The organism is Oceaniglobus ichthyenteri (genome assembly GCF_003057885.1).
Lineage (GTDB): Bacteria > Pseudomonadota > Alphaproteobacteria > Rhodobacterales > Rhodobacteraceae > Oceaniglobus > Oceaniglobus ichthyenteri.
In genome coordinates this window covers 224,531-237,501 of record NZ_QAGK01000003.1, presented here as the reverse complement: position 1 = coordinate 237,501, position 12,971 = coordinate 224,531, and the positions used below count along the sequence as shown (strand labels likewise).

Here is a 12,971-nt window from a genome sequence, read left to right as displayed (position 1 = left end):
CTATGTTTCCCATTCGCGACCATAACCCGTCTGAACGCACACCGTTCGTCACCTATGCGCTGATCGTGCTGAATATCGCGGTGTTTGCCGGGATGCTGACGCTTGAACCCAGTCAGCGCGCGTTGGATGAATTCTATTTCAACTGGGCGCTGATTCCGGCCAAATCTGATCCGCTGACCTATATTTCCTCACAGTTCCTGCATGGCGGCTTTATGCATTTGGCGGGCAACATGCTGTTTTTGTGGATTTATGGCGATAACCTTGAAAATGAGATGGGTCATTGGCCGTTTCTGGCCTTCTATCTGGCGGGGGGTATTGCGGCGGGGCTGGCGCAAACCATGGCCGACCCGATCAGCGGCATTCCAATGATCGGCGCCTCGGGGGCAATTGCCGCCGTGATGGGGGGCTATCTGCTGATGTTTCCCAAGGCTAGAATCGATGTTTTGATCATCTTTGTCGTGTTTTTTCGCATCATCCCGGTTCCCGCCTGGATCGTGCTGGGCCTGTGGTTTGGCATTCAGATGTTTTCAGGTGTCAACACCCCGCTGGATGGCGGCGGAGTGGCGTATTGGGCCCATGCGGGCGGGTTTGTCGCCGGTATTGTTCTGAGCATTCGTCTGTGGCTGCGCCGGGGCGGTCCGGCGTTCTGGAACCGCACCCAAGGCAAACCGCCCCACCCCGAAGCGCAGTATAAATTATCGCGCACAAACGTGCCAACCGTGAGACGCCGATGAAAGTAACATGTCACTGCGGCGCCGTGGTTCTGGATGTCACCCTAAGCGATGGGATGAACACGATCCGCCGGTGCGATTGTTCGTTTTGTGTAAAACGGGGCGCGGCGGCGGTGACTGCCTTGCGCGAAAATGTTGTAATTGTGCAAGGCGCGGACAATCTGCAACTTTACCAGTTCGGCACCAACACCGCGCGCCACCACTTTTGCAAGACCTGTGGAATTTACACGCACCACAACCGGCGCAGCAATCCCGCAGAAGTGGGTATCAACGCCGCCTGCATCCAGGGGATGTATCTGCCCGACCATGACCCGATCCCATGGGCCGATGGGCAAAACCACCCCTCAGACGCAAAGAATTAACCGCGTACCAGTTTGGCAAATCCGGTGAACATCGCCTCATTGGCAACGATCATGTTGCCATGTTCCAACATCGAACGGCCCTCTTGCATCGGCTCCATCAGGGCCCCTGCCTCGCGACAGATCAACAGGCCGGCCGCCACATCCCAGGGTTTCAAACGCTGATCCCACTGGCCATCAAACCGCCCCGCGGCCACATAGGCCAGGTTCAGCGCGGCCGATCCCCAATGGCGCACCGCCGCCACTGCGGGCATAATGCGGGCAAATTCGCGCAACTTTTCGGGCAAGCCGGGTCCACCGGAATGGGGAATGGAACAGGCAAACACACCCTCGATCAGGGACCGCCGCCCCGATACACGGATCCGGCTTTCATTCATCCAGGCCCCGCCGCCCTTTTCGGCGACGAACATCTCATCCTTGGCCGGATCGAAAATCACACCCGACACGATCTCGCCCTTGTGTTCCAGCGCGATGGAAATGCACCAATGCGGCAAACCGTGCAAAAAATTCGTCGTTCCATCCAGCGGATCAACGATCCAGCGGCGGGTCGGGTCTTTGCCCTCGATCTCGGGGCTTTCTTCGGCCAACCAGCCATAGTTGGGGCGCGCGGCCATCAGATCTTCGCGAATGATCGCTTCGGCGGCAATGTCGGCGCGGCTGACAAAATCACCGGCACCCTTTGTCGACACCTGCAGATTTTCCACTTCGCGGAAATCCTTGACCAAAGACCGGCCCGCCCGGCGCGCCGCCTTGATCATCACGTTCAGATTCGCACTGCCTTGCATCGCTTTTACCCTCAAAACCCCAAGCCCGCGCGATACACCCCGGGCAGACAAATGCCAACCCCTGAGGTGGCACACCACACCGGACCACGGGCACCAGACAAAAAATCGTGTCGCGCGTCAGCGCGTCCTTTTGGTCAAACCCCGCCCCGCTGCAACTTCATCGGTTCGGTGCGGCACAGCCGCAGGAAATGTGACATGTACGGCATTGTCGTGTCTTCGCTGCGGGTTGCGGCATACAGGCGTTTGGTCACACCCTGCGCGGTCAGGGGCCGGGTGATATAGTCGGAATGATACCGCACTTCGCGCAGCACCCAATCGGGCAACACCGCCACCCCACGCCCCGACGCCACCAAAAGCAGGATCACCGCCGTCAATTCAACCTGGCGGACCCCATGTGGTTCTACTCTGGCTGGTGCCAGAAGCTCGGTAAAGACATCAAGGCGCGCGCGTTCCACCGGATAGGTGATCAACGTTTCATTGCGGAAATCCTCGGCTTCGACAAAGGGTTTGCTGGCCAACGGATGATTGGCCGCAGCCACGAACACCGGTTCGTAATCAAACAGAGGTGTGAACCCTACGCCAGGCAAATCTTCGGGATCGGATGAAATCACCAGATCCACTGTTTCCTTTTGCAACGCGGGCAGCGCGCCAAAGGCCAGACCGGGGCGGATATCAACATCCACATCGGGCCAGGCATGGCGGAATTTCTCAAGCACCGGAAACAGCCATTCAAAACAGGCGTGACATTCAATCGCTATGTGCAACCGGCCGGATTTGCCGCTGACAAGCCCCGCAAATTCGTCTTGTACCGCTTCGATTTCCGGCAATATCCGTTCGGCCAGGCGCAACAATTTCATACCCGCCGCTGACAATTTCAGAGGTTTCGAACGGCGCGCAAACAATTCCACACCGGCCTGATCTTCCAGCCCTTTCACCTGATGGGACAGCGCGGATTGGGTGATGTTCAACTGCTCGGCGGCGCGGGCGACCCCGCCGGCATCATGAATCGCCTTGATCGTGCGCAGGTGGCGAAACTCGATATGCATGATCGCCTCATGATGTTGATGAATTTTATGAATTTGTCTCACATTCACATTTCTGGCACAAGGGGACACCGCAAGCACAGGATGCCCCAGATGCCCACGCCCAATGTTTCGTTTGAATTTTTCCCGCCACAATCGCTTGAGGCGTCGTTTCGGCTGTGGGACACAGTGCAGACCCTTGCGCCGCTGGATCCGAATTTCGTTTCCGTCACCTATGGCGCGGGCGGCACTACGCGCGACCTGACCCATGAGGCAGTGCGCCTGCTGCATCGCAAATATCAACTGAACGTTGCGGCCCACCTGACCTGTGTCAACGCCAGTCGCGACGAAACCATGGACATCGTGCGCGGCTACAAAGAGGCGGGCGTGACCCAGATTGTCGCCCTGCGCGGCGATGCACCCAAGGGGGCCGGTGCGTTTCAGCCCCATCCCGATGGCTTTGCCAATTCCGTCGAACTGACCCGCGCTTTGGCCGAAACCGGCGATTTTCACATTCGCGTTGGCGCCTATCCCGACCCCCACCCCGATTGCAAAACCCCCGGCGGCGATGTGGATTGGTTGAAGAAAAAGATCGATGCAGGCGCCCATTCGTCCATCACACAGTTCTTTTTCGAGCCCGATACGTTTCTGAGGTTCCGCGACACCTGTGCCGCCGCCGGAATCGATGCGCCGATCGTTCCCGGCATTCTGCCGATCGAAAACTGGAACGGGGTCAAGAAATTCGCCGCGCGCTGTGGCACATCGGTGCCCCAGTGGTTGGATGATGCCTTTACCACCGCCATCCGCGATGGCCGCGAAGAATTGCTGGCCACGACCATTTGCACCGAATTGTGCAGCACCCTGATGGACGAAGGCGTGGAGGATTTTCATTTCTACACCCTCAACAAACCGCATCTGACGCGGGATGTTTGCCATGCCCTCGGGGTCACGCAAAAGACCACCCTTGAAAACGTCGCCTGATCACGCCACACAGATTTGATGTTTTTTGCAACCTCTCCCGATGATCTGCCCAGCCGCGACAAGGTGTTATCCATGTCGGGCATGGCGTTCATGGAGGCCGTGCGCGATGGCCGTCAGGCCGGGCCACCGATTGGCCGCCTGATGAATTGCCGGGTGAGTGAGGTGGACCCCGGGCGCGTGGTCTTTACCGGCACACCCGGGTTTGACCACATGAATCCGGTCGGAGGCATCCATGGTGGCTGGTATGGCACGGTGCTGGACAGTTGCATGGGCTGCGCGGTGATGACCAAAGTGGCGCAAGGATCGATTTACACAACGCTGGAATACAAGATCAACATCAACCGCGCGATCCCCGCAGGCACCGATATTCTGGCCACCGGGTGGGTTGTTCATGCCGGACGTTCAACCGCCGTGGCCCATGGCGAAATCCGCAACGCCAAGGATGATACCTTGTACGCAAGCGGGTCGACCACGTGTTTGATCATGGCGATACCGGGCTGACCCTGACCAGATTGAGCGCCTTTGGCGCATTTGATATTTTGTCTGGCGCGCCACGGTTGGCGGTGTCTGTTTTGGCTAATTTCAGCGAAATATCGCCTCACCGCGCCGTGGGATGAATTGCCTCGCTCGGGTCGTGGCCGGGGATGCGGGGGGCACGATTGAGGATGAATTTGCCCCAGCCTTCGGTGTTGCCGATACTGGGGGCCTCCGGATCGGTCTGAAACCTTGCACGCCAGTCATTTGGCAAGGCAAGCGCGCATTCTTCGGCTTGTTCCAGCATCCAGGTAAGCGGAATATTTGCCAGCGGCCGGCATTCGGCGCGGCACAACTGATGGCCACCGATATCGCCATGGGTGCCGCGAAACCACATTTGTTTCAGCGTTCCGGTGAAATCCGGCGTGCTGTCCCACAAAATCGGGTCATAGGCCCGGCGGGTTTCATTGAGGGCGAGCGCGTGAAATCCGTTGCGCGTCGTTTGGCCCAGTTCGTGATTGTGAAATTCATGGGCCGGGTCCGAATCGCGCCATAACAACGGCGCGCGTAACCCCAGAGCTTTGACCGTATCAAACACGCCGATCATTTCGACAGTCGCGGCTTCATGGCAATTGGCGGCGGAAAAAGCGGTGGCATCGGTCAGATCGCGATAGTGGCGGTAAGCCCGCGCCACGGTGCGCGCTGTCGCGTGATCGGCGCGCACCAACCCGACACGGTCGATCACCCCGGCCAATGATCGCACCGCATACGCCCCGCGGCTGTATCCGAACATGAAAATCCGGTCGCCCCGCCGATACCGCGAGGCAAGCGCGCCATAAGCCCGCTGAATCTGTCCGTTCAGCCCTTTGCCGGTGATCACATCGCGCAGGCTGTGCCACGTGCGCCATTGAATACCCGGTTCATAGCGCAGCGAAACATTGGCCCGCACCGGCAATTCGGCGAGGAGTTTATAGATCAGCCCAGCATTGGTTTCACAGCCCTTTTGCAGAGAAGACATGGTACCATCAAGGATGATAACATGGGTCACGGGCCCCCGCCGCGCGTGCCAGGGCGATTGACGGATACCACCAATCACGGGTTTATTCGGCGGCGATTTGCGCGCTTTGGTTCAGGGTGGCCCACACCCGCATCGGGGTGAACGGCATGTCGATCTGTCGGATTCCACGATCCCACACCGCATCCAGAACCGCGTTGGAAACCGCGGCCAATGCCCCGACGGTGCCCGCCTCGCCACAGCCTTTCATGCCCATGATATTGGCGGTCGATGGCACCGGTTCGGTGGAAAACGCAATCATCGGCAGATCGTCGGCCCGGGGCATGCCGTAATCCATGAATGTGGCGGTCAAAAGCTGGCCTTCGGCGTCATAAACCACCCGTTCGGTGATCGCCTGACCGATGCCTTGGGCGACACCGCCGTGGACTTGGCCCTCGGCCAGCATCGGGTTGATCAGATTGCCAAAATCATCGACGACGGTGTATTTTGCGATACTGACGACGCCGGTATCGGGATCAATCTCAACCTCGGCCACATGGGCGCCATTGGGGAAAGACCGGGCCGGCAAGGTTTGGGTTTCGGTCTGGCGCAACAGATCGCTACGCCCCTTAGCGCGGGCCATGGCCGCGACCTCCAGCATGGTGGGGGTTTCGTTGCGGCCGGGGATGCGAAAACGCTCATCATCGAACTCAATTTCGGATGTGTCGTATTCTTCGGCCAGGAAGGCGCTGAAATCGGTGATGATCTTGCGCACGGTATAAAGCGTGGCATTGTTTTGCACCGTGACCGAGCGCGATCCGCCGGTGCCGCCCCCCTTGGCGATCCGGTCACTGTCGCCCTGGATCACCGATATCGCCTCAAACGGGATGCCGGTTTGATCGGACAGGAATTTGGCATAGACCGTTTCATGGCCCTGGCCGTTGGATTGGGTGCCGACAAAGATCAGCACTGTGCCATCGTCCTGAAATTCAACCGTTGCGGTTTCCGACGGGTTGCCCAAAATCGATTCGATGTAATAGCACAATCCCAGACCGCGCAATTTGCCCGCCGCCTGCGATTCAGCGCGGCGCGCGGCGAACCCGGCCCTGTCAGCGTGTTGTTCGGCCGACGCCAGAACCCGGTGAAAATCGCCCACATCATAGGTTTCGTTGGTCGCACTGGTATAGGGAAATTTATCGGCGGCAATGAAATTGCGACGGCGCAGTTCCCACGGATCAACGCCCAATTCGCGCGCCGCATAATCGATCACGCGCTCCAGCGCGAATATCGCCTCGGGGCGGCCAGCCCCGCGATAGGCGTCAACTTGGGTGGTGTTGGTGTAAATACCGATGGCGTTCATCCAGGTGGTTTGCACATCATACACCCCCATCAACACCTTCGCGAACAGTTCGGTCTGGATGAATTGCGCGAACGAACTGTTATAGGCGCCCATGTTGCACAGGGATTTGATGCGATAGGCGGTGATCTTGTAATCGTCGTCAAAGGCCAGCTCCGCCGTGCTGACCAGATCGCGCCCGGCATTGTCCGACAGCATGGATTCAGTGCGTTCGCCCATCCAGCGCACGGGTTTTCCCAACGCTTTGGCGGCAGTGGCGACCATCAGATATTCGGGATAGGTGAATGCCTTCATCCCGAATCCGCCGCCCACATCGGGATTGGTCACACGCACCTGTTCAGGGGGCAGGGAAAACGCCTTGGCCAGATCGCCCTTGAGGCCCCACACCCCCTGTCCGTTGAAACAGACATGCAGGCGGTCATTTTCCCACTCTGCATAGGCCCCGCGCGGCTCCATCGAATTGGCGATGACGCGGTTGTCATCAATGCGCAGGCTGACGGTATGGGCGGCGGCGCGGAATGCCGCGTCGGTCGCCGCCTCATCGCCCAAGCCATAATCAAAAGCAATGTTATCACGCGCCTCGGAATGAAGGGTTTGGCCCCCCGGCTCCACATCCACCTTGACCGGCAAATCGGTGTAATCCAGATCAATCAATTCAGCGGCATCGCGGGCTTGTGACAGGGTTTCGGCGACGATAAAGGCGACCGGTTCGCCGACAAACCGCACCGTGTCGGTGGCCAGAAACGGGCGGGCGGGTGCCGCGCCCTTGGTGCCATCACGGTTGTCGATCAGGGACGCGCCCATGTTCAGTTCGACGCCAAGATCGCGCACATCGGCGGCGGTCAGAACCATCTTTACACCGGTTGCCTGGCGCGCGGCATTCACATTCAAATCACCAATCGTAGCATGGGCCACGGGCGAGCGGAAAACATAGCCAAACAGCGCAGCTTTCGGCGCAATATCATCCACATAACGCCCACCACCGGTAAGAAACCGAATATCCTCAACACGCGTCGTCGATTGTGATTTGCCGAAGGTGTCCATGGGTCTGCTCCTACGCGTCTGATTACGCATCGAAGAGTAACGGCAGGCGGGGCCATGTCCAGCCCCGCCACCACGCTATTTTAACCGTGAAGCGCCATAACAGTGACAATCTGAAAATTGCCAAAGCCGTTGAACCGGGTGACCGTGGCGGTAGAATAGGCACCCAGCCCATGAAACATCACGAAATCGCCTTCGGCCATATCACCGGGCAGCGCCAATTCACCGGGCAACCGATCAACCGAATCGCAGGTCGGGCCAAACACGATCCGCGCCCGCCCAGGGGCATTGCGGCGCGCACCGGCAGGATCGCGCACTTCGACCCGGTCAATGATCCCGATCAGCGGCAGTTCGGCCAATCCGCCATAGACGCCATCGTTCAGGAACACATGTTCATCATCGCGGATCGCCCGCACTTGGGTGGCCAACGAAAACGATTCCGCGACCAATCCGCGGCCCGGCTCACACACCAGCGCCGGGCGTGCATCGCCAAACGCTTCGGTTGTGACCCGGTCGATCAGGCCAAAGATGTTTTCCAACTCGGGGTTCACATCGCTCAGACGGTGCGATGGAAACCCACCACCCACATTCAGACGGGCAATCTCCACGCCCGCATCTGTCGCAATCTGCGCGGCAGTGCGGATATAGCTGTCCCATGCCATCGGATCGACACACTGGGTGCCGGGATGAAAGGTAAGCGATGCGACAAACCCCATATCCCGGGCCGCGCGCAACAGTTCAGTGGCCTTTTCAGCGGTCGCGCCGAATTTCGCGCCAAAGTTATAGGCGGCGCCATTGACCGGCAGCTTGAAACGCACGGCGATTTCGGCACCAGCGGGCACCAAATCCTGCAATTTGGCCAATTCGCTGTGGCTGTCCACGCTGAACGACCGCACACCCAATTCAACCGCGCGGGCAATTTCGCTGCGCGAGCGCACGGGGTTGTTGTAATGCATCGCCGCACCGGGGGCGACGCGGCGGATCAGATCAATCTCGAAAATCGAGGCCACATCATATCCGCGAATTCCCGCAGCGGCCAGATTGGCCACAACCATTTCGTCGGGGTTGGATTTGACGGCATAGGTTACAAGGCCCGGAAAACCGCGCAAAAACCGGCGCGCCGTGGCTTGCAAAACCATCGGCGCAAAAAACAGAACCGGATCCTCGGGTTGTTCGCGCACAAGGTATTCGGTTGGGTTGGCGAAAATGGTTTTTGACAGGCCCATGACACAAGGTCTCCTCAGGAAGGATTACGTAAAAGAACGCTGCTTTCTCTTGCCCGGATCACCGGTTGGGAGGCACACACGAAGGTCCACCACCCCAGGCCAGGTGCGCGAGAAAGCCGCCCTTATCTCCTGAAGTCTGATGGTCATATGCCCGTTGATTTCGCCTAAGAAAAGAGTAAAATCGCCCAGAACATCGGTTAAAATGACGAAACTGGCGGGCGAAATGATGGATGATCTGGATCAACGACTTTTGGCGGCTTTGGCGGCCAATTCCTCAACCTCGACATCGCAATTGGCACGGCGATTTAAGGTCGCGCGCAGTACAGTGCAGGCGCGAATCGAACGCATGGAGCGCACCGGGGTGATCGGCGGCTACACGGTGCGCTTAGGTCAGGCAGTCACAGTGCGCCGGATTCGCGCCACGGTGATGATGGAAATCGAACCGCGCAGCGGCGCCGCCGTTCTGGCCCGGCTCAAGGCAATCCCCGAGGTTGAGGTGGTTCACACCACATCGGGGCGGGTTGACATGATCGTGCAACTGGCCGCCGACACCACCGAAAATCTGGATGACACCATCGAAGCCGTCGCCACCCTGCCCGGTGTGGTCGACACAGAAAGCCTGGTGCATCTAAGTACAAAGCTCGACCGGTCAATCACCGCGGCCTGACCAAAACGGGCGCCTTGCGGCGCACATGATTATTTGTTTACCAACCAGCGGCACGGCCGGACTTTCCCACCACGTTTGGGTTTTTTCTTGCTAAAAATATCCAAATCCAACGCCGATAAACGCGCGCCCTTTCCCTTGCAGGCGCAAGCGGTTAAATCAGGGCCAAGCAGCCAAAGGAACAGCGCAATGCCGATGGAAAAAACATTCCAAGCCGCCGACGCCGAAGGGCGCATTTATGATGCCTGGGAAGACGCCGGATGTTTTATGGCCGGGGCCAATGCCAGCCGCGCCGAAACGTTTTGCGTAATGATCCCGCCGCCCAACGTCACCGGCAGCCTGCATATGGGCCATGCGTTTAACAACACCTTGCAGGATATTCTGGTGCGTTGGCACCGGATGCGCGGGTTTGACACGTTGTGGCAACCCGGCACCGATCACGCGGGCATTGCCACGCAAATGGTCACCGAACGGGATATGGCCGCGAATGGCGAAAAAACCCGCACCGAAATGGGGCGCGAAGATTTCACCAAACGGGTTTGGCAACAGAAAATCAAATCGCGCGGCACCATCATTGGCCAATTGAAACGCTTGGGTGCCTCGGCCGATTGGTCGCGCGAAGCCTTCACCATGTCAGGCGCGCCCGAAGCCCCCGAGGGCGAAGAGGGCAATTTCCACGATGCCGTGATCAAAGTGTTTGTCGATATGTACGACAAGGGTTTGATTTATCGCGGCACACGGCTGGTCAACTGGGATCCGCAATTTGAAACCGCGATTTCCGATCTTGAGGTCGAAAATATCGAAACCGACGGCCATATGTGGCATTTCAAATACCCCCTCGCCGATGGGGCCACCTATGAATATGTGGAAAAAGACGAAGACGGCAAAGAAACCCTGCGCGAAACCCGCGATTATATTTCCATTGCCACCACCCGGCCTGAAACCATGTTGGGCGATGGGGCTGTCGCCGTTCACCCGTCTGATGCGCGCTATGCGTCGATTGTGGGCAAGCTGTGTGAAATTCCGGTGGGGCCAAAGGAACAGCGCCGCCTGATCCCGATCATCACCGATGACTACCCCGATCCCGCCTTTGGGTCGGGTGCGGTGAAAATCACCGGTGCCCATGATTTCAACGATTATGCCGTGGCGCAGCGTAATCGCATTCCGCTCTATTCCCTGCTCGATACCCGTGGGCAGATGCGCGCCGATGGCTTGCCCTATGACGAAAGCGCAAGCCAAGCCGGGGATTATGCCCGCGATTGGGTGAATACCTATCATGGTCAGGTTCAATCGTCGGGCGAACAGCCGGTGCCGAATGTGCGCGAAACCAATCTGGTGCCCGAAGATCTGCGCGGGCTTGACCGGTTTGAGGCCCGGAAACAAATTGTCGAACAAATCACCGACGAAGGTTTGGCCGTGATGGTGCCAAACCCGTCAACGGACGAAGGCGCACCTGCCACGATCCCGCTGGTGGAAAATAAAAAGATCATGCAGCCGTTTGGCGACCGCTCAAAGGTGGTAATCGAACCGATGCTGACCGATCAGTGGTTTGTGGACACCGCCAAAATAGTGCAACCCGCGATTGATGCGGTAAAATCGGGTGAGGTGACGATCCTGCCCGAACAAGACCGCAAGGTGTATTTCAACTGGTTGGAAAATATCGAACCTTGGTGCATTTCGCGGCAATTGTGGTGGGGGCATCAGATTCCGGTCTGGTATGGCCTTGATCTGCACACCTCAAGTTTCAAGGACGACGAAGGCGATAATACCTTGGATGAGGTCGAGCTTTTGGCGCTGTTGACCCGCGATCATCTGGTTCATGCCGGGCGGCGCACCCACTGCGCCGCCGATCCCGCCACGATTACCGAGCGGTTTCGCGATGATCTGGCCAGCCTGCCAAACCCGCTGAACAACGCCCGTGTGGTTGAGGTGGCCGATCGCAGCGCCGCGATTCATCAACTGGCGGTGTCCCTTGCCGAATATAACGTGACCCAGGACCCCACCAAACTGGTCTATCCAATTTGGCGCGATGCCGATGTTTTGGACACTTGGTTTTCCTCGGGGCTTTGGCCCATCGGCACCTTGGGGTGGCCCGAAAACACCGAAGCTTTGCAAAAATATTTCCCCACTTCGGTTCTGATCACCGGGTTTGATATTATCTTTTTCTGGGTCGCGCGGATGATGATGATGCAATATGCCGTGGTCGGGCAAAAACCGTTTGATACGGTGTATGTGCATGCCCTGGTGCGTGACGAAAAGGGAAAGAAAATGTCCAAATCTTTGGGCAATGTTCTGGACCCGTTGGAATTGATTGATGAATACGGCTGTGATGCGGTGCGCTTTACCCTCACCGCCATGGCATCGATGGGGCGCGATCTGAAACTGTCGACCGCGCGCATTGCCGGCAATCGCAACTTTGGCACCAAACTGTGGAACGCGTTCCGCTTTGCCGAAATGAATGGCGCCACCACCCACAAGGGCCTGCCCCAACCCAGCCAAACCGTGAACCGCTGGATCATCGGCGAAACGGCAAAGGTGCGGGCCGATGTTGACGCCGCGCTTTCCGCCTATCGGTTCAACGATGCCGCCAATGCCCTGTATGTCTTTGTCTGGGGCAAGGTGTGCGATTGGTATGTGGAACTGTCCAAACCGCTGCTGTTGGATGGGACAGATGCACAGAAAATCGAAACCCGGCAAACTTTGGCTTGGGTGCTGGATCAGTGTCTGATCCTGTTGCATCCGATCATGCCGTTCATCACCGAAGAGTTGTGGGGCCAGATCGAGCGGTCAAAAATGTTGATCCATGCCGATTGGCCCACCTATGGCGATGAATTGATCGACCCACAGGCCGACAGTGAAATGAACTGGGTGATTTCCCTGATCGAAGGCATCCGGTCGGTGCGCGGTGAAATGAACGTGCCTGCCGCGCTGAAGGTTGATCTGTTGATGCTGGATCTGGATGAGCCGGGCCAGACCGCATGGAACAACAACGCGCCGATGATCGAAAAACTGGCGCGGCTCAACAGCCTGGCCTTGGCCGAAACCGCCCCCAAAGGCAGCGCGACAATCCCGGTTGCGGGGGGCACATTTGCCCTGCCCCTTGCCGATATTATCGACGTGTCGGCAGAAAAGGCGCGCCTGTCCAAGGCTCTGGGCAAGGTTGAAAAAGAACTGGGGGGCCTGAACGGGCGGTTGAAAAACCCCAAGTTCCGTGAAAACGCCGATGCCCAGGTGATTGAGGAAACCGAGGCGCAGGCCGCCGTGAAAGCCGAAGAAAAACAGCGCCTTGAAACCGCGTTGCATCGTTTGGCCGAAATCGGCTGATCAATTCGCCGGG

11 protein-coding genes are annotated in these 12,971 nt (G+C 58.2%); 6 read left to right on the top strand and 5 right to left on the bottom strand.

Annotated features, from left to right (window positions below):
• Positions 1 to 2 precede the first annotated feature (2 nt).
• Entirely contained in the window at positions 3 to 734 is a 732-nt protein-coding gene (locus tag C8265_RS06550) for a rhomboid family intramembrane serine protease (protein ID WP_108483192.1), read from the top strand.
• Complete coding sequence (locus C8265_RS06545; protein WP_108483191.1) at positions 731 to 1,093, top strand: GFA family protein; 363 nt, start codon at positions 731 to 733, stop codon at positions 1,091 to 1,093. The genes C8265_RS06550 and C8265_RS06545 overlap by 4 nt, the downstream gene beginning before the upstream one ends.
• On the opposite strand, the gene C8265_RS06540 is transcribed toward C8265_RS06545, so the two are convergent.
• Together C8265_RS06540 and C8265_RS06535 are read right to left on the bottom strand one after the other, a co-directional pair.
• The gene (locus C8265_RS06540; protein ID WP_108483190.1) at positions 1,090 to 1,875 is read right to left on the bottom strand and encodes an inositol monophosphatase family protein; all 786 of its coding nucleotides are present in this window, start codon (positions 1,873 to 1,875) and stop codon (positions 1,090 to 1,092) included. The two genes, C8265_RS06545 and C8265_RS06540, sit on opposite strands and share 4 nt — an antisense overlap.
• Positions 1,876 to 2,009: 134 nt before the next feature.
• A complete protein-coding gene (locus tag C8265_RS06535) occupies positions 2,010 to 2,921 on the bottom strand; it encodes a LysR family transcriptional regulator (protein WP_108483189.1) in 912 nt (303 codons plus the stop codon).
• A gap of 90 nt (positions 2,922 to 3,011) precedes the next feature.
• Between C8265_RS06535 and metF the strand changes: the two genes are divergently transcribed.
• Together metF and C8265_RS06525 are read left to right on the top strand one after the other, a co-directional pair.
• A complete protein-coding gene (gene metF, locus C8265_RS06530) occupies positions 3,012 to 3,878 on the top strand; it encodes a methylenetetrahydrofolate reductase [NAD(P)H] (RefSeq protein WP_108483348.1) in 867 nt (288 codons plus the stop codon).
• A gap of 18 nt (positions 3,879 to 3,896) precedes the next feature.
• Positions 3,897 to 4,379 carry a PaaI family thioesterase gene (locus tag C8265_RS06525; RefSeq protein WP_108483188.1) on the top strand — a complete coding sequence of 161 codons (483 nt, stop codon included), beginning with the start codon at positions 3,897 to 3,899 and terminating at the stop codon, positions 4,377 to 4,379.
• Between the two features lie 97 nt (positions 4,380 to 4,476).
• On the opposite strand, the gene C8265_RS06520 is transcribed toward C8265_RS06525, so the two are convergent.
• The 3 genes from C8265_RS06520 to C8265_RS06510 form a co-directional block, all read right to left on the bottom strand.
• Positions 4,477 to 5,400: a DUF2235 domain-containing protein gene (locus C8265_RS06520; protein ID WP_240610997.1), complete on the bottom strand. Its 924-nt coding sequence runs from the start codon at positions 5,398 to 5,400 to the stop codon at positions 4,477 to 4,479.
• Between the two features lie 52 nt (positions 5,401 to 5,452).
• Positions 5,453 to 7,747, bottom strand: coding sequence for a xanthine dehydrogenase family protein molybdopterin-binding subunit (locus C8265_RS06515; RefSeq protein ID WP_108483187.1), 2,295 nt, complete (start codon positions 7,745 to 7,747; stop codon positions 5,453 to 5,455).
• Between the two features lie 80 nt (positions 7,748 to 7,827).
• The gene (locus C8265_RS06510; RefSeq protein ID WP_108483186.1) at positions 7,828 to 8,970 is read right to left on the bottom strand and encodes a type III PLP-dependent enzyme; all 1,143 of its coding nucleotides are present in this window, start codon (positions 8,968 to 8,970) and stop codon (positions 7,828 to 7,830) included.
• A gap of 226 nt (positions 8,971 to 9,196) precedes the next feature.
• Between C8265_RS06510 and C8265_RS06505 the strand changes: the two genes are divergently transcribed.
• On the top strand, positions 9,197 to 9,637 hold the full coding sequence (locus C8265_RS06505; protein WP_108483346.1) for an Lrp/AsnC family transcriptional regulator: 441 nt from the start codon (positions 9,197 to 9,199) through the stop codon (positions 9,635 to 9,637).
• A 186-nt stretch (positions 9,638 to 9,823) separates the two neighbouring features.
• Positions 9,824 to 12,958: a valine--tRNA ligase gene (locus C8265_RS06500; protein WP_108483185.1), complete on the top strand. Its 3,135-nt coding sequence runs from the start codon at positions 9,824 to 9,826 to the stop codon at positions 12,956 to 12,958.
• The last annotated feature ends 13 nt before the right edge of the window (positions 12,959 to 12,971 follow it).